23 protein-coding genes are annotated in these 25771 nt (G+C 37.6%); 13 read left to right on the top strand and 10 right to left on the bottom strand.

Going from position 1 to position 25771, the window contains the following annotated elements; genetic code table 11:
* On the bottom strand, window positions 1-1500 hold the full coding sequence (locus BM084_RS03560) for an aldehyde dehydrogenase family protein (protein ID WP_093302820.1): 1500 nt from the start codon (window positions 1498-1500) through the stop codon (window positions 1-3).
* Window positions 1501-1611: 111 nt separating this feature from the next.
* On the opposite strand from BM084_RS03560, the gene BM084_RS03555 reads away from it, so the two are divergent.
* A complete protein-coding gene (locus tag BM084_RS03555) occupies window positions 1612-2529 on the top strand; it encodes an AraC family transcriptional regulator (protein ID WP_093302818.1) in 918 nt (305 codons plus the stop codon).
* On the opposite strand, the gene BM084_RS03550 is transcribed toward BM084_RS03555, so the two are convergent.
* Window positions 2526-3419, bottom strand: coding sequence for a DUF302 domain-containing protein (locus tag BM084_RS03550; protein ID WP_143083616.1), 894 nt, complete (start codon window positions 3417-3419; stop codon window positions 2526-2528). The genes BM084_RS03555 and BM084_RS03550 overlap by 4 nt on opposite strands.
* 177 nt (window positions 3420-3596) lie before the next feature.
* Between BM084_RS03550 and BM084_RS03545 the strand changes: the two genes are divergently transcribed.
* The gene (locus BM084_RS03545) at window positions 3597-4211 is read left to right on the top strand and encodes a deoxynucleoside kinase (protein WP_075324821.1); all 615 of its coding nucleotides are present in this window, start codon (window positions 3597-3599) and stop codon (window positions 4209-4211) included.
* Window positions 4212-4222: 11 nt separating this feature from the next.
* Window positions 4223-4888, top strand: coding sequence for a sterol desaturase family protein (locus tag BM084_RS03540; RefSeq protein ID WP_075324822.1), 666 nt, complete (start codon window positions 4223-4225; stop codon window positions 4886-4888).
* 12 nt (window positions 4889-4900) lie between these two features.
* On the opposite strand, the gene BM084_RS03535 is transcribed toward BM084_RS03540, so the two are convergent.
* The 4 genes from BM084_RS03535 to BM084_RS03520 form a co-directional block, all read right to left on the bottom strand.
* Window positions 4901-5935 (bottom strand): App1 family protein, encoded by a 1035-nt coding sequence (locus tag BM084_RS03535; protein WP_093302813.1) that lies wholly within the window; start codon window positions 5933-5935, stop codon window positions 4901-4903.
* 157 nt (window positions 5936-6092) lie between these two features.
* Entirely contained in the window at window positions 6093-8552 is a 2460-nt protein-coding gene (ligD, locus tag BM084_RS03530; RefSeq protein ID WP_093302811.1) for a DNA ligase D, read from the bottom strand.
* A 3-nt stretch (window positions 8553-8555) separates the two neighbouring features.
* Complete coding sequence (ku, locus tag BM084_RS03525) at window positions 8556-9332, bottom strand: non-homologous end joining protein Ku (RefSeq protein WP_075324825.1); 777 nt, start codon at window positions 9330-9332, stop codon at window positions 8556-8558.
* A 1-nt stretch (window position 9333) separates the two neighbouring features.
* On the bottom strand, window positions 9334-9582 hold the full coding sequence (locus tag BM084_RS03520; protein WP_075324826.1) for a DUF7218 family protein: 249 nt from the start codon (window positions 9580-9582) through the stop codon (window positions 9334-9336).
* Window positions 9583-9793: 211 nt separating this feature from the next.
* Here BM084_RS03520 and BM084_RS03515 point away from each other — a divergent pair, with 211 nt between their 5' ends.
* The gene (locus BM084_RS03515; RefSeq protein WP_075324827.1) at window positions 9794-10276 is read left to right on the top strand and encodes a YciE/YciF ferroxidase family protein; all 483 of its coding nucleotides are present in this window, start codon (window positions 9794-9796) and stop codon (window positions 10274-10276) included.
* A 187-nt stretch (window positions 10277-10463) separates the two neighbouring features.
* On the opposite strand, the gene BM084_RS03510 is transcribed toward BM084_RS03515, so the two are convergent.
* From BM084_RS03510 to BM084_RS03495, 4 genes are all read right to left on the bottom strand, one after another.
* Window positions 10464-12887 carry a sodium-translocating pyrophosphatase gene (locus tag BM084_RS03510; RefSeq protein ID WP_075324828.1) on the bottom strand — a complete coding sequence of 808 codons (2424 nt, stop codon included), beginning with the start codon at window positions 12885-12887 and terminating at the stop codon, window positions 10464-10466.
* 113 nt (window positions 12888-13000) lie between these two features.
* Window positions 13001-13519, bottom strand: a complete 519-nt coding sequence (locus tag BM084_RS03505) for an inorganic diphosphatase (RefSeq protein ID WP_075327845.1) — start codon at window positions 13517-13519, stop codon at window positions 13001-13003.
* Between the two features lie 65 nt (window positions 13520-13584).
* Complete coding sequence (locus tag BM084_RS03500; RefSeq protein WP_075324829.1) at window positions 13585-16080, bottom strand: DUF5686 and carboxypeptidase-like regulatory domain-containing protein; 2496 nt, start codon at window positions 16078-16080, stop codon at window positions 13585-13587.
* Between the two features lie 170 nt (window positions 16081-16250).
* Window positions 16251-17231, bottom strand: a complete 981-nt coding sequence (locus tag BM084_RS03495; protein WP_075324830.1) for a pyruvate dehydrogenase complex E1 component subunit beta — start codon at window positions 17229-17231, stop codon at window positions 16251-16253.
* 309 nt (window positions 17232-17540) lie between these two features.
* Between BM084_RS03495 and BM084_RS03490 the strand changes: the two genes are divergently transcribed.
* The 9 genes from BM084_RS03490 (at window position 17541) to egtD (ending at window position 25771) form a co-directional block, all read left to right on the top strand.
* Window positions 17541-18287 carry an electron transfer flavoprotein subunit beta/FixA family protein gene (locus tag BM084_RS03490; RefSeq protein WP_075324831.1) on the top strand — a complete coding sequence of 249 codons (747 nt, stop codon included), beginning with the start codon at window positions 17541-17543 and terminating at the stop codon, window positions 18285-18287.
* Window positions 18288-18383: 96 nt separating this feature from the next.
* Window positions 18384-19346: an electron transfer flavoprotein subunit alpha/FixB family protein gene (locus BM084_RS03485; RefSeq protein ID WP_075324832.1), complete on the top strand. Its 963-nt coding sequence runs from the start codon at window positions 18384-18386 to the stop codon at window positions 19344-19346.
* Window positions 19347-19429: 83 nt separating this feature from the next.
* Window positions 19430-20053 (top strand): bifunctional nuclease family protein, encoded by a 624-nt coding sequence (locus BM084_RS03480; RefSeq protein WP_093302808.1) that lies wholly within the window; start codon window positions 19430-19432, stop codon window positions 20051-20053.
* 11 nt (window positions 20054-20064) lie between these two features.
* Window positions 20065-21765 (top strand): NupC/NupG family nucleoside CNT transporter, encoded by a 1701-nt coding sequence (locus BM084_RS03475; RefSeq protein ID WP_075327846.1) that lies wholly within the window; start codon window positions 20065-20067, stop codon window positions 21763-21765.
* Between the two features lie 79 nt (window positions 21766-21844).
* Window positions 21845-22669, top strand: a complete 825-nt coding sequence (locus tag BM084_RS03470) for a thymidylate synthase (protein WP_093302807.1) — start codon at window positions 21845-21847, stop codon at window positions 22667-22669.
* Between the two features lie 32 nt (window positions 22670-22701).
* Window positions 22702-23079: an energy transducer TonB gene (locus BM084_RS03465; RefSeq protein WP_075324835.1), complete on the top strand. Its 378-nt coding sequence runs from the start codon at window positions 22702-22704 to the stop codon at window positions 23077-23079.
* A 33-nt stretch (window positions 23080-23112) separates the two neighbouring features.
* Window positions 23113-23523, top strand: coding sequence for an energy transducer TonB (locus BM084_RS03460; RefSeq protein ID WP_075324836.1), 411 nt, complete (start codon window positions 23113-23115; stop codon window positions 23521-23523).
* A gap of 102 nt (window positions 23524-23625) precedes the next feature.
* Complete coding sequence (egtB, locus tag BM084_RS03455; RefSeq protein WP_093302805.1) at window positions 23626-24789, top strand: ergothioneine biosynthesis protein EgtB; 1164 nt, start codon at window positions 23626-23628, stop codon at window positions 24787-24789.
* Window positions 24790-24802: 13 nt separating this feature from the next.
* Complete coding sequence (gene egtD / locus BM084_RS03450) at window positions 24803-25771, top strand: L-histidine N(alpha)-methyltransferase (RefSeq protein WP_093302803.1); 969 nt, start codon at window positions 24803-24805, stop codon at window positions 25769-25771.

Genomic DNA, 25771 nt, shown 5'->3' with positions numbered 1-25771 from the left:
CTAAAAGAATCCTAATTTATTCTTATCATAAGAAATTAGCATATTTTTGCTTTGTCTATAATGATTCAGCATCATTAAGTGATTTTCCCTTCCGAAACCAGATTTTTTGTAACCTCCAAATGGCGCGTGTGCAGGATAATCGTGATAGCAATTTACCCAAACCCGCCCGGCTTTTATTGCACGTGGAATTTGATATAATTGATGCGCATCTCGCGTCCAAACTCCGGCACCCAAACCATACATCGTATCATTTGCAATTTCAATGGCTTCGGCTTCATCTTTAAAGGTGCAAACCGCTACCACAGGTCCAAAAATTTCTTCCTGAAAAACCCTCATTTTATTATGGCCTTTTAAAATAGTCGGCTGAATATAAAATCCGTTGGCTAAATTTCCCTCAAGTTTTGCTGCATCACCACCGGCTAAAACCTCAGCGCCTTCATCCTTTCCTATTTTAATATATTCCAGGATTTTCTGATGCTGATCACTGGAAGCCTGTGCGCCCATCATCGTAGACTCCTCAAACGGATTACCCATTTTTATAGCTTTGGTGCGCTCTATCACCCTTTTAATGAATTCATCATAAATATCTTCCTGGATTAAAATCCTGGATGGTGCGGTACAAACTTCACCCTGGTTAAACGCGAAAAGCACAGCGCCTTCAATACATTTATCAAGGAAAGCATCGTCGTGATCCATAATACTATTGAAAAAGACATTAGGCGATTTCCCTCCAAGCTCCATGGTTACCGGGTGCAGGTTTTTTGAAGCATATTGCATAATTAACTGCCCGGTAGTGGTTTCTCCTGTAAAGGCCACTTTATCTACATTTGGGCTGGAAGCCAAAGGTTTCCCTGCTTCAGGACCAAAACCGTGAATAACATTAAAAACTCCCGGAGGTAAAAGATCTGCAATTTTTTCAGCTAAAAATGTTGCAGAAGCAGGCGTTTGTTCTGCAGGTTTTAAAACTACGCAGTTTCCAGAAGCTAATGCGGGTGCCACTTTCCAGGCAAGCATTAATAGTGGAAAATTCCAGGGAATAATTTGAGCAACCACGCCAAGTGGCTCGTTGATAATTAAGGAAAGGGTATTTTCGTTAAGTTCTGTAGCCGATCCTTCTTCTGCTCTAATAGCTGAAGCAAAATATCTAAAATGATCTACCGCCAGGGGAACATCAGCATTCATTGTTTCGCGTATAGACTTCCCGTTATCGGCGGTTTCCATTTGCGCGAAAGTTTCCAGGTTTTCCTGTATCACATCGGCTATTTTATGCAAAATCGCAGCCCGTTCTGAGGCCGAAGTTTTGACCCATTCATCTTTAGCATTGTTAGCAGCTTCTATCGCGCTTTTTACATCCTTATCGTTAGATCTTGGATATTTGGCTAGTAATTTATTATCTACCGGCGAATGGTTCTCAAAGTATTTCCCATCTATGGGATCCTGAAATTTCCCGTTAATAAAATTGCCATATTTTTCTTTAAATTTTGGTGCTGAATAGCTCATAGAAATATTTTTTAAATTACATTCCTAATATCCCTAATTTTAAGAGTAAATAATTGAACTTTTCTACAAATAAGTATTACATTACTATTAACTTATTAAATTAAACGGGTTTTGAATACCAATATATCAAACTATAATCGCAATTTAAAGCTGAATACTTCTATTGAAAACAGGACGATCTACAGTGCTGATTATGCTGAATTAAATGTTTTTGAAACCCGGCAGGTAGCAGAAAGTGTAAACCTTCAGTTTGGTTTTCCGATTATTGCGAGTATGCTTACGGGCAAAAAAATAATGCACCTGGAAGGAATGAAATCTTTTGATTTTTTCCCGGGAGAATCGGTGGTGTTACCTTCAGATAAAAAAATGCTAATAGATTTTCCCCTTGCCAATTCAAAAAATCCTACACGTTGCCTCGCCCTGGGAATTGATCCCGATAAAATAAAAGAAACCGTAGAAATCTTTAATGAAAATACTCGAATAGATTTCGAAAATGATCATCATAGCTTTGATGCCAGCGCTGTTCATTTAGCTAATAATCATCAGGTTCAATTTGTGCTAGACCGCATTTTTAGCACTTTCCTGGAAGATGGTAAAGCTAAAGATGCGTTGTTAGATTTAATGGTAAAGGAACTTATTATCAGGTTACTTCAAACTAAAGCAAAAGTAATGCTGCTGGATAATGAAACGCTTTTTGATAATAATAGAATGGCGTTTATCGTAAAATATATGCGGGAACATCTTACCGAAAACATTCAGGTAGATAAACTGGCAGATAAAGCCTGCATGAGTACTTCAAATTTTTACCGAAGTTTTAAAAATACGCTTGGTGAAAGTCCTATAGATTATCTAAACGGGGAACGAATTAAATTTGCGAAGAAACTAATCCAAAGAACAAATAGCAAGTTTGCCGATATCGCTTATAAGAGCGGATTTAACAATACCAGCTATTTTAACCGTCAATTTAAACGTTTCGAGAAAATAACTCCAAATCAATACAGAAAACTGGTTAAAGATAATCTCACTTAATATTTCGCTGCATTTTTACTCAAATTCTCTAAAGCATTTTTCATAGTTTCCAACTGCGAAATATTTTGGGTTAGTTTAAACCTTTTGGCTAAAAAAGCAGGATCGTTATAAGAAATCTTTACTATCCCGGCCTCGTCCCGCCAAACCAGAAATTTAACCGGAAACTCCAGGGCAATTCTGGAGTTCTCCTGCATAATTGGTGTACCAACTTTAGGATTGCCAAAAATGATTAACCTGGTAGAACGCAATCCCACACCCACCTGCTCTGCATTTTTAAAATGATCTATTTCTGAAAAAATTTTTAGATTAGGATTTTCTTCAATAGCAGTGATCAGTCGGTCGTAAGTAGTTTTAAAATCAAATTCGCTTATTTCTGAAATAATGCCTTCATGGGTATCTACTTTAAATTTTCCCGATTTCTTAACCTTTCCGCCTGAAGCTTTTGAAGCCATATCTTTAAGCCCTTTTTTCACCTTAGATAGATTCCTGACTCCTTTAAATTCAAACCTTGATTTCAGGTAATTTATACTGCAGTATGTTACTTCGGTTATATCAGCATTATTATACACCAACATTTTAAGCGGAAGATCCAAACCGGCAAGCTGATCTTTCTGTATAAGTAAACTTCCCTGCTTAGGGTTTCCAAAAATTAGAACACTGGCTTTGTTAAGTTCTAAATTCGCATTTTCGGCATTTGCAGAATGATCTATTTTAGCAAAAAGTGAAAGGGCTTCATTTTGCTTCACCACCGATTCTAATCTTGATACGGTACTTTCAAAACCATACTTACTTTCAGTAATCATAAGATGGTCGTTTTGCTTTTCCTGCGCCGAACCGATAAAAATTCCGAAGAAAAATAAAAAGAAAATAAATTTTAACATTGATGTCATAAGCCGTAATTCTTGTTTTAATTTAATCAAATTTAGGGAGATATAGATTCAAATCCTTTAGCTTTTCAAGATTTATGAGTATTTTGACAGGGTGTAAAATACAGGCCGCCTTAATTCTTGTATCTTTACACCCGCGCTTTTTTAGCGCCCCAAATAACTATCTAATTTAATGAATTTATGCACGTAGCGATTGCAGGGAATATAGGAGCAGGTAAAACCACGCTTACTAAATTATTGGCAAAACATTACAACTGGGAAGCGCAGTATGAAGATGTATTGGAGAATCCCTATCTCGAAGATTTTTATAATAAAATGGAACGCTGGTCTTTTAACCTGCAGATCTATTTTTTAAATAGCAGGTTTAGGCAAATCTTACAAATTCGTGAAAGCGGAAAAAAGATAATACAGGACAGAACTATTTATGAGGATGCCCATATTTTTGCACCAAACCTACATGCAATGGGTTTAATGACCAATAGGGATTTTAAAAATTACAGTTCGCTTTTTGACCTTATGGAAAGCGTGGTGCAGGGACCCGATCTTCTTATTTATTTAAGAAGTAGTATTCCTAATTTGGTGTCGCAGATACATAAACGAGGTCGGGACTACGAAAACTCGATTTCAATAGATTATTTAAGCAGGTTAAATGAAAGATATGAAGCCTGGGTACACAATTATATCAAAGGAAATTTGTTAATAATAGACGTAGACAATATTAATTTTGTAGATAACCCCGAAGATTTGGGAGATATTATCAACCGTATTGACGCTGAAATTCATGGTTTATTTTAAATCTAATAAAAATGGAATCAACAAAACTTAAAAGACCAAAACATAAGGGTTCTCCAAAGTTATTTGACAACCCAATTTTAGAAAAACTTACGCACACGCATATTTCTTTTCCGTTGATTATTTTTGGAGTAATTGCAGTGGCATTAATTTACTACGGAATTATCGAAAAAGGGTTTGAAACACCAATAATGGTAGGCCTCTTCGTAGCCGGACTTTTCTTTTTCACTTTTGTAGAATATATAATGCACCGGTATTTGTATCATATTCCCGCAACTAGTGAACGTAAAAAGAAAATTTCTTATACTATGCACGGGGTGCACCACGATTATCCTAAAGATAAATCACGATTGGCAATGCCTCCGGTTTTAAGCCTTATAATCGCTACAGTACTTTTTATAATTTACCGGGCAGTTTTAGGCGATTATGTATTCGGATTTTTAGCCGGATTTTTAATAGGATACGCGGGTTACCTGGCTGTGCATTATTCGGTACACGCTTTTAAAGTGCCCAATAATTTCCTGAAAACTTTATGGCACCATCACAGTATTCACCATTATCGCGAATCAGACAGGGCCTTTGGGGTTTCCTCTCCGTTATGGGATCATATATTTAGAACAATGCCAAGAAAAGCGCCTGCAAGTAGAAAAACAGCAGTTGGGCAAAGTATAGACGATTAAATTTTTAGTTTTCTAAATAAAACCGTGTTCCCTGGCATGTTCTACGGCTTCTTGAGAGGTCTCAACCATTAGTACAGGCGTGGTTTCAAAATTATCTATGATACTGCGCACGCGGCTCATTTGTTTTTTATGCTTTACGCTTCTTAAATAAATTGCCAGAATTCTATCTGGATACTGGGCAGCGATTTCCGTGTAAATAGATGCATCGTGCTCGCCACTATCACCAATAAGAATAAAATTCATTTCAGGATAAGTCTTTAAAATATTTGCGATCTCTTTTTGTTTGTGCGGTTTTTCAGGTTTTATACTCCCATCAAAAGGCGTTCTGAATTTTCGAAGCAAAATTGGCCCTTTCGGGAAAGCATTGTGATCTAAAAATAGTTTGAGATATTCGTATAAATTCCACGGACTGTTACTTAAATAAAAAATAGGATTATTAGGCGTACCATCTCTACCGGTGTGCAGTTTTTGGTAAAATTCAGCTGCACCCTTTAGTGGGATTCTATTATAAGCATTGGTAAGCAGTGAATTTTTCAGCAACCGCAGTTTTAAAAATGAAGTTACGCCGGTGTGCAAAATAGTATCGTCTATATCGCTAATTACTCCATATTCAGCATTTGGATCGGGAATTAAAAAATCTCCCTTAAAAGGATCTTCCAACAATTCTGTCTTTTTTCCTAACGGACCTTTATAAAAAATATCATAATCCAGCCAGCCCTCTTCGTCGGCGTGTTCTGCCAGGTTTTGTTCTATTGTATTATCAAATAAAAAGAAACCTTCGTCATCAGTTTGTGTGGTGGCCTGTACTTTTCCCGGAAGACTTAAATCTACCTGCGCATCAGGAATTTCAAACGTATCAAATTGTTTATAAGTGGTTTTTATCGTTTTAAAAATATTCGCATCCTGGGTGATTTTTAAGGGTTCATTATCCAACACGCGCCCTTTTATATAAAGGTGTGAATGGGTTCCATAGCTTCTATAGGGCGTAATTAAAACCTGGTCTATAAGCTTATACCGGCCAGCAAGTTTGCGTAATCTTTTCTTCATTAATTTGCACTTTACATAAATTACCCCCCGAGCAAGCTCAAGGGAGTATTTATAGAAAATATATTTAAATTTCGAGGTAAACCTGGAGCTATCAAGACTCGATTATCCAGTCAATTTAAAAATTATAAAGAAGCCTGGCCCTGCTTTTAAATAAACTTTAGGAAGATTCCAGGTTTTGCATGGCCTTCTCCATATCAATCCCCTCTTCCAGTACTTTGGTAAATAGATCTCCTTTTTTCTGAATTCGCTGCGGCATATCTGTAATGGTAAAATCGAGAATTTTAAGTCCGCTTTTCACTTCTTTCCATTCTAAAGGAGCGGAAACAGGCGCACCGGGTTTTGGGCGTGCACAATAGGCAGAAGCTAAAGTTTGGCCTCTTCGGTTTTGTAAATAATCCAGGTAGATCTTGTCTTTTCGCTTCTTTTTAGCACGATCCATACTGGTTAATTTTGGAACTTTATCTGCGATATAATAACACAGCAATTTGGTAAAATCCCGTGCTTCATCATACGAATAATTTCCGCCCAGCGGAATATAAATATGAAGTCCACTTGAACCTGAAGTCTTGCAATAACCCTCAATTTTAGCCAAATCCATCACTTCTTTTGCAGCCTGGGCAACTTCAATAACCTCTTCAAAAGTATTTTTATCTGAAGGGTCTAAATCTATTACCGTATAATCTGGTGAATCAAGATTCTTCACCCGGGAATTCCACGGATTGATCTCTATACAACCCAAATTAGCCATATATAAAAGCGTGGGTTCATTTTGGCAAAGCAAATACTCAATATCCTTTTCAGAAGATTCCGAATAAATTTCTGTGGTTGCTATCCAATCGGGTAAATTTCCTTCGTTGTCTTTCTGGTAAAATCCCTGTTTTTTAATGCCGTTAGGATGCCGATGTAAATTTTGGGGACGATCTTTTAAGTAGGGTAACATCACTTCTGAAACCTGGATGTAATAATCTATTAAATCGTATTTCCTGAACCCGGAATCAGGCCAGTATACTTTGTCCAGATTAGTAAACGGAACATCTATCCCATCTATTTCCAGGCTTTCTCCTGACTTCCTTATAGAAGATGATTTTGTTGATTTCTTTTCTTCGGAAACTTTATTTTCAACAATGTCTTCGGCTAAAATTTCTTCCGGTTCTTTATCTTTTCGCAAAGCCTTAAAAACCGGATGCCTTAATTTACCGGTTTTTGTAATTTCTGAAAACTTTACTTCAGCAATCAAATCGGGGCGCATCCAAACCGGTTCTCTTCCTTTTAAATTTATTTTTTCTGAAAAAGGAGAGGTTTTACGCTCACGACTTTTAAACTTTTTTAGCAATGCTTTCTGTTCGTCGTTCGAAAAACCGGTGCCGCAATTTCCAATATATTTTAAATCTTCATCTTCATAAGCGCCCATAATTAAGGAACCAAAAACAGCACCTTCTGAAGTGGTGTAACCGCAAATAAGCACTTCCCGGGTGTTTTCACCTTTTAACTTTAGCCATTTTTCAGTTCTATACCCGGGAGAATAGGTAGCATCGGCTTTTTTGGCGATCACCCCTTCCAATCCAAGGTCTATGGCTTTATTATAAAATGCGGTGCCCATTCCTTCTATATGATCGCAATATTGAACCATGTCCAGATCTTCCAAAACTTCAGGGATTAAACTTTTGCGTTCTAAAAGTGGTAAATCCAGCATAGAATGGCCATTGAGAAAAAGCATATCAAAAACATAAAAACGCAAGGCTCCCGGCGTGTTTTCATTATAATTTTGCAAAGCCTGGAACTGCGGAATTCCCTCTTTATTCAATACCACGATTTCACCATCTAAAATCACATCGTGCTCAATCTGTTCTAAATCTTTAACCAATTTTGAAAACTTAGAATTAAAGGAAATCCCATTGCGGGAATAAAGATCTACTTTGCCGTCTTCAATATTGGCCAGCGCGCGGTAACCGTCCCATTTTAACTCGTAAATCCAATCGGGATCGTTAAATATTCTTTTGCCCGTGGTAGCGAGCATGGGCTTTATAAATTCTGAAGGTTTTATTTTCCTGACTTTTCCTTTAGATTTATCGGAATCCTTGCTTTTAGAAGATTTTTCAGTAAAAACTTCCGCATCGTAATCCAGATCGGTAGAAAAATCGTCTTTCTTTTTAATCAACAACCACTGGTTCTTTTTATCACCTCGCTTAGTTTTCACTAACGCAAATTCACCTTTAATTTTGCTGCCACTAAAGACGATTTTCAGGTTACCATCTTCCCATTGTTCTTCAAGATTATCATTGGTTTTTGCCGCAGCTTTAAACGTGCCTTTATCCCAAATTTGCATCTCCCCTGCACCATAATTTCCTTTAGGAATTGTACCTTCAAAATGTAAATATTTTACGGGGTGATCTTCGGTTTCTATGGCAAGACGTTTGTCTTTAGGATTCATGGAGGGACCTTTAGGAACAGCCCAACTTTTTAAAACGCCTTCCATTTCCAGGCGTAGATCGTAGTGCAGGCGCGTAGCCTCGTGCCGCTGAATAACAAACCTTCCCCGGTTTTCGGTAGAAAAATCGGCACCGGGTTCTGGTGTGTTATTAAAGTTACGTTTCTTTTTATAATCTTCTAAACCCATCGCTTAGGATGCTTTAGATTTTTTCTTTTTATCTAAACTGGCTTTTAGTTTAGCCATAAGATCTTTGGCCTGGGTAGGTTCATCTTTAAATTTTTGCGGCTTCGGCTTTTTACCGGTGCTCTTAGATTCAATGATCTTCATTAATTGATCGTTATAAACATCTTTAAACTTATCTGGATCAAACTCTGTAGTGTATTGTTCTATAAGAGAAATAGCCATATCTACCTCTTTTTTGGCGACTTTTGTTTTTGGCAATTTCAGGTCTTTGGTTTCCCTGATTTCATCTGAAAACCTTATTACATGAAGTACCAGGGCTTTATCATAAACGCCAACCAGGCTTAAATGCTCTTTTTGGCGCATCACAAAAGTAGCCACACCCAGTTTCCCGGTTTTTTTTAATGCATCTCGGAGTAGATTATAAGATTTTCCTCCTTCTTTTTGTGGTTCGAGAAAGTAGGGTTTTTTATAAAGCACCTCGGCCACATCATCTTCGGCCACAAATTCTTCAATATCTATGGTTTTACTCTTTTTAAGGTTTGCATTTTCAAAATCCTCTTTCTCGAGCACAATATAATCTTCATCCTTTTTAAAACCCTTTACAATATCTTTCCACTCCACTTCTTTCCCGGTATCTTCATTCACACGTTTATACCTTATTCGGGCATTATCGTGCTTATCAAGCATATCTAAATCGAGTTTTCTACTTTCTGAAGCAGAATATAATTTTACCGGTATGGAAACCAGTCCGAAGCTAATAGAGCCGTTCCAGATAGATCTCATTCTAGTGGTTTCTAAGAGCTTTAATTAACTCATCCTTGGTCATATCGCTTCGGCCTTCAATACCAACCTCCTGGGCTTTCTCATAGAGTTCTTCTTTAGAGCGTTCTTCATATTTATCGGCTTTTCCGCCTTTTTCACCAGACTTAGAATCGTTTGCAATTCTCGCGGCTTTAGATTTACTCATTCCTTTATCGCGAAGTTCCTCATACTGTTCATCATTCTTAATTGATGGTCCGTGATCTTTAGCCATAACATTCAATTTTGGTTAATAAAAAGTTTCTAATTAAAATTAAGGGAATTACTGCGGAAGCTTAGTTGTAGCTTTGTTAAAATTAAAAAGGTAAACTTCCGCTTAAAAAATTTTAAGGAATAAACAACAAAGCTTTATCACTCATTTAACTTGCTTTAGTTCAGTTTGCTTATAATTTTATCTAACAATTTTAACCATTAAATATTTAATTATGAAAAAGTTAGAAGATCTATTCGAACACCAATTAAAGGACCTTTATAGTGCCGAAAGCCAGTTAGTAAAAGCCTTACCAAAAATGGCAAAAGCTGCGAACGATGAAAAACTGAAGAAAGCTTTTGAAGACCATTTGGAAGAAACTAAAGAGCACAAAAAACGTTTGGAAGAAGTAAGTAAAGACTTAGGGTTTAAACCTACCGGTGAAGAATGCAAAGCGATGAAAGGCCTTATTGAAGAAGCAGAGTCATTTCTAAAAGAAGATGCAGAAGATGATGTAAGGGATGCCGGTCTTATTGCAGATGCCCAGCGGGTGGAACACTATGAAATTTCCGGATACGGTACTTTGGTGAGATATGCCAAAGAATTAGGCCATAAGGATGCAGCAAAAACATTGCAGAAAACTCTTGATGAGGAATACACCGCAGATGAAGACCTAAATAAACTCGCTGAAAAACGCGTAAATAAAAAGGCTAAATAAGTCTGTATTTTAAAGAAAAGAGGCTGTTTGACATCCTATTAAAACGTCATCCTGAATTTATTTCAGGATCTAACATGATTATAATTTATTTCATGTTAGAAGCTGAAACAATCCCGAAGCATCGGGACAGCTTGACGAAAACAGAAAAAATCAAACAGCCTTTTTATTTTCTAAAAACCTTAAAATACTAGGCTTTATCTTTTAAATCCTGTACTTGTTTTTCAACTTCAGCTTTAGTACCTGTAAAGGTTTTTTGCTGAACTGTGGTTTTCCCTTTTTTGGTAGTGGTGATTCTTACTTTAGCGATGGTTTTATTTCCTTCCGAAGTCATATTTACTTGAATTTCTTCTGAAAGATCTTCAGCATTTATACTTTCTTCCATTTCTATAGAAGCCCCTTCGTTAGGAATATCGCCTTCGGTATGGCCTCCAAGAATGGGGGCGATTACCAAACCAATTAAACAGGTTAATTTTATTAGAATATTCATCGAAGGTCCTGAAGTATCTTTAAAAGGATCACCAACGGTATCTCCGGTTACTGCCGCTTTATGTGCCTCAGAACCTTTGTACGTCATTTCTCCATTAATCATTACTCCTGCTTCAAAAGATTTTTTAGCATTATCCCAGGCACCACCTGCGTTATTCTGAAAAATTGCCCAAAGCACTCCGCTTACCGTCACTCCGGCCATATAACCTCCAAGCATTTCAGCAATCAATACATTTTCATATCCAAAAAGCATCGGGATAAGGGCGATCGCGATAGGGAAACCAATGGTTAAAACTCCCGGCAACAACATTTCTTTTAAAGCCGCTTCAGTAGAAATCGCCACACATTTATCATATTCAGGTTTCGCGGTTCCTTCCATAATCCCGGGAATACTTTTAAACTGTCGTCTAACTTCTTCTACCATTTTCATCGCTGCTTTCCCAACAGATTTCATTGCTAATGCGGAAAATACGACCGGCACCATACCGCCAATAAACAACATCGCTAAAACAGGAGCCTTAAAAATATTGATTCCGTCAATTCCGGTAAAAGTTACATACGCGGCAAAAAGCGCCAGAGAAGTAAGCGCTGCTGAAGCAATCGCAAAACCTTTCCCTGTAGCCGCGGTAGTGTTTCCTACGGAATCCAGGATATCTGTACGTTCTCTAACCTCAGCCGGAAGTTCACTCATTTCAGCAATTCCACCGGCATTATCGGCAATAGGGCCAAAAGCATCAATTGCCAACTGCATTGCCGTAGTGGCCATCATTGCTGAAGCTGCTAGCGCAACACCGTAGAAGCCTGCAAAAGCGTAAGATGCCCAAATTGCAATTGCAAATAATAATACGGAAAGAAATGTTGAGATCATCCCGGTAGCTAAACCGGCAATAATATTGGTTCCGGCACCCGTACTTGAGTTTTGTACGATAGAAAGCACCGGTTTTTTACCAAGACCTGTATAATATTCGGTTACTGCTGAAATCACACCCCCAACAACAATTCCTACTAAACAAGCGTAAAACACCCTGATAGATGAGATATCCATATATTCAAAACCTTCGGCCCCGCCAACAAAAAAGCCCATAGTTAGGGTTTCTTCAGGAAGCATCCAGGTTACCAGAAAATAACTGGCCACAGCTACAAGAATTATAGCTGTCCAGTTCCCAATATTTAATGCTTTTTGAACCTCAGCTTCTTTAGCCGAGTTACTGCTAATTTTCACTAATAAAGTTCCGATTATAGAAATGATAATTCCGGCACCGGCAATAGCCATAGGCAGTAAAATAGGGCCAATTCCACCAAATCCGGAATCAACGATATTTCCGCCCATATCTTCAATAATATAGTTTCCTAAAACCATCGCCGCAAGAACGGTAGCTACATAACTTCCAAAGAGATCGGCACCCATTCCGGCTACATCCCCAACGTTATCACCTACATTATCAGCAATGGTGGCTGGATTTCGAGGATCGTCTTCAGGAATTCCTGCTTCAACTTTACCTACTAAATCGGCACCAACATCGGCCGCTTTAGTGTAAATTCCGCCACCCACACGGGCAAATAAGGCTATAGATTCGGCACCCAAAGAGAAACCGGCAAGAGTTTCCAGGACTACCGTCATTTGTGTAGTATCTGTCCATTCGCCCCCCATGAAATAATGAAAGAAAAGAATAAAAAAACCGGTAAGTCCCAATACGGCGAGACCGGCAACGCCAAGCCCCATAACGGTACCGCCACCAAAAGAAACTTTTAATGCTTGCGGTAGACTTGTTCTGGCCGCCTGGGTGGTTCTAACATTAGTTTTGGTAGCGATTTTCATTCCCATGTTTCCGGCAAGGGCAGAGAAAAACGCACCAAAAATAAAAGCAACGATAATCAGGTAATGCGTGGTTGGCACTACATAAGCAATAGCAGCTAGTGCAATACTGGCTCCTACTACAAAAAAACTAAGTAATTTATATTCTGCATTTAAAAAGGCGAGCGCCCCTTCGTAGATGTGTGAAGAAATATCTTTCATCTTGCCGTCTCCGGCATCCTGTTTTAATACCCAGGAACGTTTGGCCCACATAAAAACGAGGCCAACGACTGCAAGTATTGCAGGCATATAAATCATCATTGATTCCATATTAATTGTTAAGTTTTAGTTAATATGGCTAATGTAGTAAATCAATGATAATTAAAAAAGCAATAACTTTTTAAGGTTATTGCTTTTAAATCATCAAAATTATATGACTGAAATTAAGGTTGTATTCCAAACTGACCTTTATCACCATCAAAATTCTCAAAGCGCTCTACACATTGTTTTATAATTTCTCGAGCTTCTTTTGCATCTCCCCAACCACCAACATCTACTTTTTTCTTCTCAAGATCTTTATAAACTTTAAAGAAATGTTCAATTTCTTTAACCATGTGACCGTTCAATTCATTTAGATCATTCAATCTATTCCAAATAGGATCTGAAACCGGTACACAAATAATTTTCTCATCGGGTCCTTTTTCATCGGCCATATGGAAAACACCAATTGGCTTAACTTCCATTACTACTCCTGGGAAAGTTGGTTCACTAACCAACACCAGGACGTCTAATGGATCACTATCCTGCGCAAGGGTGTTTGGTATAAAACCGTAATCGGCCGGGTACATCATAGAAGAAAAGATCATCCTGTCGTAACGGACTTTCTTTAGCTCAAAATCGTACTCATATTTGTTTCTACTCCCCTTTGGGATCTCTATTAATACATCAAAACTTTCTGACATTTTTCTTTCTTTTTTCTCATTTAAGGGCGGCAAATATAGTGAAAATCAATATTAATTCGGCGTATTTAGAAGTGAAAACCAAAGGAAGCTGTTACCGCAAAAGACCGCGACTCTGGAACATCAAAATAATTTCCTCTAAAATGGGCTTCAATACTTAGAAATTTAAGAATATTTCCTACTCCTACACTATACTCGTAATATGGTGCTTTACTTGGTGCTCTCAGCGGAATTCCGGACGCATTTAAAGCTTTATTTTCTTCTGAAATCTCTCCCCAAACAGCTCTGGCGCCTACCAATTCCCGTAAATTTAATTCTCGTAAAAGCGGAATTCGGGCAAATAATCGTCCATTGAAATTATGATCAAAATGCGCTGAAATATAAGTATCGGTTACAAATTCATAGAAATTAAGCACCGGAAATGAATTATACATAGCGAAATAAGTTTGGTTTCCCGGCACCACGTTTAAAAGTCCCAATGGAACTTCCCCAAAGGTTTTTCCGGCTTCTAAACTGGCATTTGCCCTTCCAAATCCGCCAATTTTAAGTGGCTGATCGTAAAAAAACTGCACCTTCTTGTAATTAAAATCGCTATTTAATACGTTTTTTAAACCCAGGGTGTAATTAAGGAAAAAGGTAGGAAATTCTTCTTCGTTCACTACATTTCGTTCAACTCCAAATCCAGAAGTTTGCCTGCCGGGAGTATAAGTGAAAATGGTAGAAATTTCGGTTTGTTTTATGGTTGAAGCAGTTTCGGTTCGAGCTTCATTAGTATAATAATCTAAACTAAACGCCGGGGAGGCCGAACTTAACTCGCGGTAAGAAGCACCAAACCGAACATTAAAATTATACCATGGCTCAATTTCAAGATTTACGGTACTTAAATCTATATTACTCAATTTATTATTATCGCCCACGCTTACCAAACCAGATGATGCTAAGCTACGCCCCAAAACATCTGTAGTATTATTGGTTAAACTTGCGCCCAGTTGTTCTATATCCCTTCTTTTTCCGCCAGAAATAATTAAACGCGACCTGGAATCTAAAAGCCATTTCCCTGAAATTCCATATTTAAATTTATCATCTTTAAAACCATAGGCTAAATAACCTTCAATTCGCCAGGGATCGTGCTGCCCAAAATAAGTTCTACCGCCCACACGGGTTCTAAATCCTTCTACCTGATTATAGTCGAACAAAGAATACACAGGGCCAAAATCCCAACCGTTAAATTCTACATAACCAGATTCTGCGATGGTTGCGATATCGTAAATTCTATTAAAGGCGGGGACATTGGTTAAGCTATCCAGCATCACATAAATATCTTCCTCTTCCTTATTTAGCTCTTCCAAACGGTTTTCTTTCCAAAATTTCTGATCCCGTTTATAGACCTCTTCGTTAAATTTATAAGCTCGTTTATCGTAAAAATCTTCTGCTTTCTTTATGTTGAATTGATACTCTTCAAAAACCCGGGTGCGTTTTGCGTAAACTCCTTTTGAACTTTCTTTTTTGGTTAATGAGAAATTAGCCTGGAAATAATCTTTAGAAATCAGAAAAACCGAATCGTTAAGCACCTCAAATTCCTGCTCTATATACAGCTCCTTTACCCAGTTTATATTGGCATCGCGGGAAGCTTCAAGATTTATTTTCTTCACCGCCCAGGTAGTATCGTTTACCCAAAAATCTCCTTTAAAAGTTAATTCGTTCTCACGACGCGGATAATAAATTATATTGTAACACCATTTATCTTCTATATACGTACTATCGCTCAATACATAATTGTAGTTGTTGATGCCTGTTGTAGAAAGCGGACTTACAAAACTTTTATCAAAAACCTTGATATAGTTGTTGTAGACATTATATTCATCATACACATCTTTTACCGCAGCAATTAGGTTTTGATTTTGCTCAAAACCAGAATTCTTATTTCCCAAGAGATCTTCGCGTTCTTCATTTTCAATATTATCGCCATAAACCTTAGAAACCGATTCGTTAATAAAAACTGGAAGAATGGTTTTTCCCGAAATTCTATTGGTATCAGAATAGTCAAAAATGAATTCCATACCATTAAAAACCGGGTTTTTCACTACAGAGCTATCAATCCCGTCTAAATCGAATTCCAGTTTTTCGTATTTTTTATACTCATATTGTTTAAAAGCAGAAACCCCATTATCGCGTTTATTTTCCCATATCTTTTTTAAAATATCTATAGCGGGATTATTCTTTTTTGAAGTTTTTCCCCTGACAATTTTAACCTCTGCAAGACTGGAAGCCTCTTCCTGTAATTCAATTTCAAGAGACAGATTGGTTTTTTGCTGAAGCGGGATTATTTCGGTTTTATAACCGATAAAAGAAATTTTGAGTTCGGTGTGGTTATTTTCACTTTGTAAATAGAACTTCCCGTTTTCACCAGAAGTTGTTCCTTCCGAAGAATTATTAAAGATCACATTTACAAATGGAAGTGCTTCGCCGTTTTGGTCTTTAACCACGCCGCCAACTTTGGTTTGTGCCATAAGCATGGTACAGCACATTAATAAGAATAGGGAAAGAAAATTTGCTTTCGTCATCTTCATTCTTCAGGGCAAAAAAAAACTTCACCGAATCAGCATCCGATGAAGTTTCAAATTTATAAGGATTTTCTATCTATTTGTAAGTTTGTTCCAAAAATGGAATTACTCACAGACTTATAATTAAATGACTGTTTATTACTAATTTTTGCGTCCAGCATCATGCTGGTTTAGTCAATATACATAACCTGTTTCACTGCTTTAATTACATCGTCGCTGTTTGGCAACCATTCTTTAAGCAATACAGGAGAATAAGGTGCCGGGGTATCGGCAGTGTTAATTTTTACAATTGGCGCATCTAAATAATCAAAAGCTTTGGATTGCACCTGGTAAGTAATTTCAGTAGCAATATTTCCAAAAGGCCAGGCTTCTTCTAAAATCACCAAACGATTGGTTTTCTTAACCGACTCTAAAATGGTCTCGTGATCCATTGGGCGAATTGTTCTAAGATCTATAATCTCGCAAGAAATATCGTCTTCAGCCAATTTATCAGCTGCCTTGTAGGCTTCTTTTATAATTTTTCCGAAAGAAACAATAGTTACATCACTACCTTCCCTTTTAATATCGGCTTTCCCAATTTCGATAACATATTCTTCTTCCGGCACCTCCCCTTTATCGCCATACATTTGCTCACTTTCCATAAAGATCACAGGATCGTCATCTCTAATTGCGGCTTTTAGCAAACCTTTAGCATCGTAAGGGTTTGAAGGAACAATAACTTTTAAACCCGGACAATTAGCAAACCAGCTTTCAAAAGCCTGGGAGTGCGTTGCACCCAATTGTCCTGCAGAAGCAGTTGGTCCCCTAAAAACAATAGGAATATTAAACTGCCCACCACTCATTTGGCGCATTTTGGCCGCATTGTTTATTATCTGGTCAATTCCAACTAAAGAGAAGTTAAAGGTCATAAATTCAATGATTGGTCTGTTACCATTCATTGCTGAACCTACTCCAATTCCCGAAAATCCAAGTTCAGCAATTGGGGTATCTATCACGCGCTCAGGGCCAAACTCGTCCAACATACCTTTAGAGGCTTTGTAAGCACCATTATATTCTGCTACTTCCTCGCCCATTAAATAAATAGACTCGTCTTTTCGCATCTCTTCGCTCATCGCTTGCTGAACGGCTTCCCTAAATTGAATTGTCTTCATTATATGCTATACTATTTATATATCTTGAAAGAACAAAAATAGTAATTCAATAAAGTTTTCACCACTAATAATCCACAAAAATTTGCAAACAGGCTATATCAATTAAAAATACACGCCTTTCAATTAATAAATAAGGAATTTTACTATTATTTTATGCTGTTAAATTATATTATTTGCTGTTTATTTAAGAATTCAATAAAATTTAAAGAACTAAAATTCCTGAAATTTATTATGCGTGCATAGCATTTTCTGAATTAAATTATGTAACTTCGTAAACGAAATCGTTATAAATTTTAAAAACTCGCTATAATGAAAATATTAGTATGTATTAGTCATGTTCCTGATACTACCTCAAAAATCAATTTTACCGAAGGCGATTCAAAATTCGATACCAACGGAGTGAATTTTGTAATTAACCCAAATGATGAATTCGGACTTACCCGTGCCATGTGGTTTAAAGAAAAACAAGGCGCAAGTGTAGATGTAGTAAATGTAGGTGGCGCTGAAACTGAACCAACTTTAAGAAAAGCCCTGGCTATTGGAGCCGATAATGCTATAAGAGTAAATACTCCTGCAACCGATGGTTTTCAGGTAGCAAAACAATTGGCAAAAGTTGCTAAAGAAGGTGGTTACGATCTTATAATCGCCGGCCGCGAATCTATTGACTATAATGGTGGAATGGTACCGGGAATGCTTGCTGCAATTCTTGACGCTAACTTCATTAATACCTGTATAAGTTTGGAAGTTGAAGGTGATAAAGCTACAGCAATTAGAGAAATAGATGGTGGTAAAGAAACCTTAACCGCTTCCCTTCCATTAGTAATTGGAGGACAAAAAGGTTTGGTTGAAGAGAGCGATCTTAAGATTCCAAATATGCGTGGAATTATGCAGGCCCGTAAAAAGCCGCTTAATGTTGTAGAACCCGATGAGGCAACTACTCACACCGAAGCTGTGAAGTTTGAAAAACCAGCTCCAAAAGGAGATGTAAAACTGGTAGATCCTGAAAATCTTGATGAATTGATAGATTTACTTCACAACGAAGCCAAAGCGATATAAATTAGAAAATAAGATTTCCGCCTTTACTGAAATAAATGTGGAAAGGAGTATAAAATAGATTTCCGCCTGCGTGGGAATGACAAAAAAATAAATAATATGTCAGTTTTAGTATATACAGAAACCGAAGATGGCAAGTTTAAAAAAGCTGCTTTTGAAGTTGCTTCTTACGCAAAAGAAGTAGCCGGCGGTGATGAAGTAGTTGCAGTAAGTTTTAACGCTACTGATGCTTCTGAACTTGGAAAATATGGTGTTAGCAAAGTGCTTAACATCCAAAACGATAAATTAAGCAAATTCAATGCTGAAGCTTATGCTGATGCCTTGACACAAGCCGCAAAGAAAGAAGGAAGCAAAATAGTTGTGGTAAGCCAAAGCGCGAACAGCAAATATGTGGCTCCACTTTTAGCCGTGCATTTAGAAGCTGGTTATGCTTCTAACGTAATGGCAGCACCAGAAAGCACAGATCCTTTTACAGTAAAAAGAAGTGCTTTTACCAATAAAGCTTTCAACTTTACCAAAATCACTACAGATATTAAGATCGTGGGATTATCTCAAAATGCTTTCGGCTTAAAAGAAAATGCAGGAGATGCTACTGTTGAAGATTTTTCACCAGAATTAAAAGAAGGTGACTTTACTGTAAATGTAGAATCGGTAGATAAAGCAAAAGACAAGGTAACAATTGCCGATGCGGAGATCGTAGTTTCTGGTGGCCGCGGACTTAAAGGTCCGGAAAACTGGGGAATGATAGAAGAAATGGCCGATATTCTTGGCGCAGCTACCGCTTGTTCTAAACCTGTTAGTGATATGGGTTGGAGACCGCACAGCGAACACGTTGGGCAAACAGGAAAACCTGTAGCTTCTAACCTTTATATTGCTGTGGGAATTTCTGGCGCTATTCAACATTTAGCCGGAATTAACGCTGCCAAGACTAAAGTAGTGATTAACAACGATCCTGAAGCACCTTTCTTTAAGGCCGCAGATTACGGGGTAGTTGGTGATGCTTTTGAGATCGTACCTAAGCTAAACGAAAAACTAAAGGAATTTAAAGCGAAAAACGCATAATTTTTATAACTTGCACCCCTTAAAAGGGCTGTCTAAATACGGTGAAAGTCCTGCTTTAGACAGCCTTTTTTAATTGATGATATATGAGTTTAGTGCGCCTTAATATAAAAGGAATTTCTTATAGTCAAACCCAGAACGGAGCTTACGCTTTAATCTTAAGCGAGGTAGAGGGAGAACGTAAACTCCCCATTGTTATTGGAGCTTTTGAAGCGCAATCTATCGCGATTGCCCTGGAAAAAGAGATTAAACCTCCCCGCCCCTTAACCCACGACCTTTTTAAAAATTTTGCCGACAGGTTTGAGATCACCGTTAAACAGGTAATTATTCATAAACTGGTAGATGGAGTTTTTTACTCCAGCCTTATTTGCGAACGCGATAAGATTGAAGAAATTATTGATGCGCGTACCAGCGATGCTATTGCTTTAGCGCTAAGGTTTGATGCTCCTATTTTTACTTATAAAAACATTCTTGATAAAGCTGGAATCTTCCTGAAAGGAGATGAAGCAGAACAGGAAGCCGCCGAAAAGCAGGAAGAAGAAATAATTTCAGAAGAATTACTTCCAGATGATATTGATATAAAATCTGACGACACCAATTACAAAAAATTATCTTTAGACGAACTAAAAACTTTGCTCTCCCAGGCCGTAAATAATGAAGATTACGAAAAAGCGGCACGTATACGGGACGAAATCTCCAAACGCAAATAATGCCCGACTTTATGAATAAAACCTGGTTTTGCCTGATTTTAGTTCTATTTAGTGTGACCAGCACTTTTTCTCAAGACATTTCAAAAACCTGGACTTTAGACCAGGACCAGCAGGAATCTGCACAGGAAAACTTTATTAATGGCAACACCTTAAACTTAGACGAGGGAATATTTAGCATCATTAAAACCGATGATACGCTTGCCAGGGGAAATTATATTTTTCAAAATAAACTGCTCGTATTATTTTACAACACTCCTAAGGATAGTATTGTAAATTATCGTGTTTCTACTCTTACAGATTCTAGCCTGGCAATTAACCACGCCAATAAAGAATTTCATTTTAAGGATACCTCATTTAATGATCCAAAAGAGGTAATTCCGGCACCAATGGTAAAAGAAATGATTCCCAGTGCGGGACTTTCAGTTAGCAGTATTGCCCGTGGAGCTTTAGGAATGCTCACCTTGCTTATTATCGCTTTTTTATTCAGTAATAATCGTAAAGCCATAAACTGGAAAACGATTGGTATTGGTCTTGGAGCCCAATTATTATTAGCAATTGGAGTTCTAAAAATTACTTTTATCCAGAATATATTTGAATTCGTAGGAAATATCTTCGTGCTAATCCTTGATTTTACCGCGGCAGGAAGTGAATTTCTTCTCGGGGGAATGATGGATGTTGATAGTTTCGGCTTTATTTTCCTTTTCCAGGTTTTACCCACCATTATTTTCTTTTCAGCATTAACCTCGGTGCTATTTTACCTGGGCGTTATCCAGATTGTAGTAAAGGGAATGGCGATGATCCTTACCCGATTATTAGGAATTTCGGGAGCCGAAAGTTTAAGTGTGGCCGGGAATATCTTCCTGGGACAAACCGAAGCACCACTTATGATTAAAGCTTACCTGGAACGAATGAACCGTTCTGAAATTTTGCTGGTAATGATTGGTGGTATGGCAACAGTTGCCGGTGGTGTACTCGCCGCGTATATTGGTTTTCTAGGTGGTGACGATCCCGAACTTAGACTTCAATTTGCAAAACACCTATTGGCAGCATCAGTAATGGCGGCGCCGGGAGCGATTGTAGTTTCCAAAATATTATACCCGCAACAGAATAAAATTAATACTAACGTTGATGTTTCTTCAGATAAAATTGGCTCCAATATTCTTGATGCCATTGCCAATGGAACTACAGAAGGTTTAAAACTTGCCGCCAATGTAGCAGCAATGCTTTTAGTATTTATTGCATTTATCGCAATGATTAATTATATACTGAACTGGACAGGTTCCTGGACGGGTATAAATGCATTTTTAGCTGAAAACACCCCATATTCAGGGTTTTCCCTGGAAGCTATTTTAGGAACTATTTTCGCTCCTTTAATGTGGCTTATTGGCGTTGCAAAAGAAGATATGATGCTTATGGGGCAATTGCTGGGAATTAAACTGGCAGCAAGTGAATTTGTAGGCTACGTTCAACTGGCCGATCTTAAAAATACCGCAAACGCGCTTAGCCTTACCTACGAAAAATCGGTAATTATGGCGACATATATGCTATGCGGATTTGCAAACTTTGCATCAATAGGAATCCAAATTGGAGGGATTGGCTCGCTGGCACCGGGGCAAAGAAAAACTTTATCTGAATTTGGGATGAAAGCTTTAATTGGCGGAACTATTGCATCGCTACTTTCGGCAACAATCGCCGGAATGATTATTGGATAATTTATAAAAATACCTTTCAGAATTTTATTTAAGAAGCTTTTGCTATTTTAGCAAAACTAATCTTCTGCACCCTAAACTTATGAAACAATATCACGAGCTTTTACAACATATTTTAGATAACGGAACCGATAAAGGCGATAGAACCGGCACGGGCACAAGGAGTATTTTTGGTCATCAATTAAGGTTTGACCTTGGCGAAGGTTTCCCAATGGTTACCACCAAAAAACTACATCTTAAATCTATTATTTATGAATTACTGTGGTTTTTAAAAGGCGATACCAACGTTGAGTATTTGCAGGAAAACGGCGTTAGAATTTGGAATGAATGGGCCGATGAAAATGGTGATTTAGGCCCTGTTTACGGTAAGCAATGGCGTAATTGGAATGGCGAAGAAATAGACCAGATTAAAGAAATTATTGAAACCCTGAAAAAGAATCCCAATAGCAGGAGAATGTTGGTTTCTGCCTGGAATCCTTCTGTACTGCCAGATTCTTCAAAATCTTTTTCAGAAAATGTAGTTAACGGAAAAGCAGCACTTCCGCCCTGCCACGCGTTTTTCCAGTTTTATGTAGCAGATGGAAAATTATCCCTTCAGCTTTATCAAAGAAGCGCCGATGTTTTCCTTGGGGTACCTTTCAATATAGCTTCTTACGCGCTTTTAACAATGATGATGGCGCAGGTTTGCGGTTATGAAGCAGGCGATTTTATTCACACCTTTGGGGATGTTCATATTTACAGCAATCATATGGATCAGGTAAAATTGCAGCTTTCCAGGGAGCCAAGAGCCTTACCAACAATGAAAATAAATCCTGAAATAAAAAATATTTTTGATTTCGACTATAAAGATTTTAAATTAGAAGATTATAATCCGCATCCTGGCATAAAAGCAAAGGTGGCGGTATAACCCAAAATAATTTAATTAAAATTTTAAAGTTTATGAAAAAGTTAATGCTTATCGCATGTTTTGTAATTGGAGGCTTAACCAGTGCCCAGGCACAACAAACTTCGCCGGTTTGGCCCGGTTGTGAAGACGCCGAAGACGTAAAAGCCTGTTTTAATCAAAAACTATCACAACACGTGAGAGAAAATTACGAATACCCGCAAACCGAGGACGGTGATTATATTCGCGGAAAAGTAAAGATCTCTTTTACAATTACTGAAGAAGGTAAAGCAGTAGTAAATTCGGTTGACGGTCCTGAACCTAAAGTAAACGCTGCCGCTAAGAAAATGATAGAAAAAATTCCTGATATGGAACCGGGAACTTTACAGGGCGAACCAGACGACCGCAATTTTACCGTTCCTTTTAATTTCTAGAAAAACAGTAAGGAAACCCACATCCCCCAAGCTATGAAAAAATTAATGTTTTGCTTCTTTCTTTTAACCGGCAGTTTTGCATTTGCTCAAGACGATGTAAATGTAGAAGGAAATACGGTTACCGTACGAGAAAAAGCACCGGTATGGCCTGGGTGTGAAAGCAGTGAAGACCTAAAAAACTGTTTCAACCAAAAATTAATGGAACACGTTAAAAACAATTATAAATACCCAAGAAATGATAAAGGGGAATTTATAAGAGGAAAGGTTGTAGTAAAAATGCACGTAGACGAAGAAGGGAAAACGGTGGTAAATTCTGTAAAAGGTGATCAAAAACCGGTAATCGCAGCTGTAGAAAATATGCTGAAAAAGATTCCCGAAATGAAACCGGGAACCCGTGGAGGAAAACCTACAAAAATAAGTTACACCCTTCCATTAAATCTATAGTAAGCAAGTTATACTTTAACTTGGCCTTAACTAGCGTTGGTTTCAGACCGAAAGAAAAAATTGTAAATTTGAGTGGTACCCAAAAAAGTACCACTCTTTTTTATGCTGTCACAAGAACAATTACTCGATTTTTTTAAGAAAACCAGGGCACATTCTGAATTGATTTGTTCCTTTCTGGAAACCGAAGATTATGTGGTACAACCTATAGAAGATGTTTCTCCCCCCAAATGGCACCTTGGCCATACCACATGGTTTTTTGAAGAATTTGTTTTAAAACCCAATGTTAAGAATTATAAACTTTTTGATAAGAATTCAGCCTACGTTTTTAATAGTTATTACGAAAGTGTTGGCGATAAGGTAATTCGTACCAATCGGGGAAATTTATCACGTCCCACCGTTGCCTGGGTTTATGAGTACCGAAACTATGTATCAAAGGCAATGCAGAAATTTTTAAAAGAAGAGAAAATTTCAGAAGAACTTTGCGGGGTAGTAGAAATTGGTTGCCACCACGAAAAACAACACCAGGAACTTTTATTAACCGATATTAAATATATCCTCGGGAATAATCCATTATTTCCTGAATATAACGATCAATTTAAAGAGAATCCTATCCAGGATTTTAAACAAGAATGGATTTCGATTTCTGAAGGCGTTTACGAAGTTGGCCATAAAACCGATGATTTCTGCTACGACAATGAACAGGGCGTTCACAAGGTTTATTTAAACGATTACCAGATTTCGAACAAATTGGTTACCAATGCCGAGTTTATAGAATTTATAGAAGCCGGAGCTTATAAAGATGTTTTGCTTTGGCACGCCGAAGGTTGGGATTGGGTAAACAATAACAATATTGAAGCGCCATTTTACTGGCATAAAATAGATGGAGAGTGGCATCAATATACATTAAACGGACTTACAAAACTGGTGCCTGAAGCCCCACTAAGTCACATTTCATATTTTGAAGCTTTTGCATTTGCCCAATGGAAAAATTTAAGATTACCAACCGAATTTGAATGGGAAACCGCACAGCAATATTTTAACTGGGGCACCCGCTGGGAATGGACAGAGAGCGCTTATTCCCCCTACCCTAATTACACTAAACCCAAAGGTGCACTTGGCGAATACAATGGTAAATTCATGGTAAGCCAAAAAGTGCTTCGCGGTTCTTCAGTTGCCACATCACCAAATCATTCCCGCCCTACTTATCGCAATTTTTTTCATCCACATTTACGCTGGCAATTCACCGGCTTAAGATTGGCTAAATAACCAACAAATTTAAATGAAAACCACACCAACCACATTTCAGTCGGCTTTTGAAGAAGACGTGTACAAAGGCCTAACCAGCTTTCCAAAATATTTACTTTCAAAATATATTTATGATGAAAAAGGAGATAAACTTTTTCAGCAAATAATGGCAATGCCAGAATATTATCTCACTAATTGCGAGTTAAATATTCTGAAAAAACATAAGTCGGCTATTGCTGAAATCATCAATAAAAAAGGCGGATTTGACCTTATTGAACTCGGCGCCGGAGACGGCAAGAAAACCAAAGTTTTATTGAAAGAACTGGTAGACAAGGAATACGATTTTAATTATTTACCTATTGATATTAGCCAAAGTGTTTTGAAGGAGCTGGAAAACTCTTTAAAAAACGAAATACCAGAAGTGAGTGTTAAAATCCAACAGGGCACCTATTTTAAAACCCTGGAAAACCTGGCCGATTATAGTAGCCGCAGGAAGATAATTTTAGTTTTAGGCTCTAATATTGGTAATCTTTTACACGAAAACGCCATTGAATTTCTTCGGAATATTCAGGAAGCAATGTCATCAGAAGATATGCTTTTTATGGGCTTTGATCAGAAAAAAGACCCTCAGAAAATATTAGATGCTTATAACGACGCAGCCGGAATTACGGAAGCTTTTAATAAAAATTTATTGAACCGAATCAATAAAGAATTAGATGCAAATTTTAATCCTGATAATTTTATTCACTGGGAAACTTACGATCCTGAAAGTGGTACTGCAAAAAGCTACCTGGTTAGCAAGGAGAATCAAAAAGTGGCTATAAATAAACTGGATTTAGAAGTAAGTTTTGATGCCTGGGAAAGTATTCATACCGAAATTTCACAAAAATACGATGATGCAGTGGTCGAGTGGCTGGCAAAAGAAGCCGGATTAGAAATCCAAACCAGTTTTGAGGATAGTAATAAATATTATAAAAATTATATTTTCAGGAAAAAAGTATAA

Origin of the sequence: Salegentibacter agarivorans (assembly GCF_900113135.1) — a bacterium.
Classification (GTDB): domain Bacteria; phylum Bacteroidota; class Bacteroidia; order Flavobacteriales; family Flavobacteriaceae; genus Salegentibacter; species Salegentibacter agarivorans.
This window is presented reverse-complemented; position numbering and strand designations above follow the sequence as displayed.

Coding starts and splice junctions, on each gene's coding strand:
- BM084_RS03560 (WP_093302820.1), bottom strand. CDS start 1,500: ATGAGCTATTCAGCACCAAAATTTAAAGAAAAATATGGCAATTTTATT.
- BM084_RS03550 (WP_143083616.1), bottom strand. CDS start 3,419: ATGACATCAATGTTAAAATTTATTTTCTTTTTATTTTTCTTCGGAATT.
- BM084_RS03545 (WP_075324821.1), top strand. CDS start 3,597: ATGCACGTAGCGATTGCAGGGAATATAGGAGCAGGTAAAACCACGCTT.
- BM084_RS03540 (WP_075324822.1), top strand. CDS start 4,223: ATGGAATCAACAAAACTTAAAAGACCAAAACATAAGGGTTCTCCAAAG.
- BM084_RS03535 (WP_093302813.1), bottom strand. CDS start 5,935: ATGAAGAAAAGATTACGCAAACTTGCTGGCCGGTATAAGCTTATAGAC.
- ligD (WP_093302811.1), bottom strand. CDS start 8,552: ATGGGTTTAGAAGATTATAAAAAGAAACGTAACTTTAATAACACACCA.
- ku (WP_075324825.1), bottom strand. CDS start 9,332: ATGAGATCTATCTGGAACGGCTCTATTAGCTTCGGACTGGTTTCCATA.
- BM084_RS03520 (WP_075324826.1), bottom strand. CDS start 9,582: ATGGCTAAAGATCACGGACCATCAATTAAGAATGATGAACAGTATGAG.
- BM084_RS03515 (WP_075324827.1), top strand. CDS start 9,794: ATGAAAAAGTTAGAAGATCTATTCGAACACCAATTAAAGGACCTTTAT.
- BM084_RS03510 (WP_075324828.1), bottom strand. CDS start 12,887: ATGGAATCAATGATGATTTATATGCCTGCAATACTTGCAGTCGTTGGC.
- BM084_RS03505 (WP_075327845.1), bottom strand. CDS start 13,519: ATGTCAGAAAGTTTTGATGTATTAATAGAGATCCCAAAGGGGAGTAGA.
- BM084_RS03500 (WP_075324829.1), bottom strand. CDS start 16,080: ATGACGAAAGCAAATTTTCTTTCCCTATTCTTATTAATGTGCTGTACC.
- BM084_RS03495 (WP_075324830.1), bottom strand. CDS start 17,231: ATGAAGACAATTCAATTTAGGGAAGCCGTTCAGCAAGCGATGAGCGAA.
- BM084_RS03490 (WP_075324831.1), top strand. CDS start 17,541: ATGAAAATATTAGTATGTATTAGTCATGTTCCTGATACTACCTCAAAA.
- BM084_RS03485 (WP_075324832.1), top strand. CDS start 18,384: ATGTCAGTTTTAGTATATACAGAAACCGAAGATGGCAAGTTTAAAAAA.
- BM084_RS03480 (WP_093302808.1), top strand. CDS start 19,430: ATGAGTTTAGTGCGCCTTAATATAAAAGGAATTTCTTATAGTCAAACC.
- BM084_RS03475 (WP_075327846.1), top strand. CDS start 20,065: ATGAATAAAACCTGGTTTTGCCTGATTTTAGTTCTATTTAGTGTGACC.
- BM084_RS03470 (WP_093302807.1), top strand. CDS start 21,845: ATGAAACAATATCACGAGCTTTTACAACATATTTTAGATAACGGAACC.
- BM084_RS03465 (WP_075324835.1), top strand. CDS start 22,702: ATGAAAAAGTTAATGCTTATCGCATGTTTTGTAATTGGAGGCTTAACC.
- BM084_RS03460 (WP_075324836.1), top strand. CDS start 23,113: ATGAAAAAATTAATGTTTTGCTTCTTTCTTTTAACCGGCAGTTTTGCA.
- egtB (WP_093302805.1), top strand. CDS start 23,626: ATGCTGTCACAAGAACAATTACTCGATTTTTTTAAGAAAACCAGGGCA.
- egtD (WP_093302803.1), top strand. CDS start 24,803: ATGAAAACCACACCAACCACATTTCAGTCGGCTTTTGAAGAAGACGTG.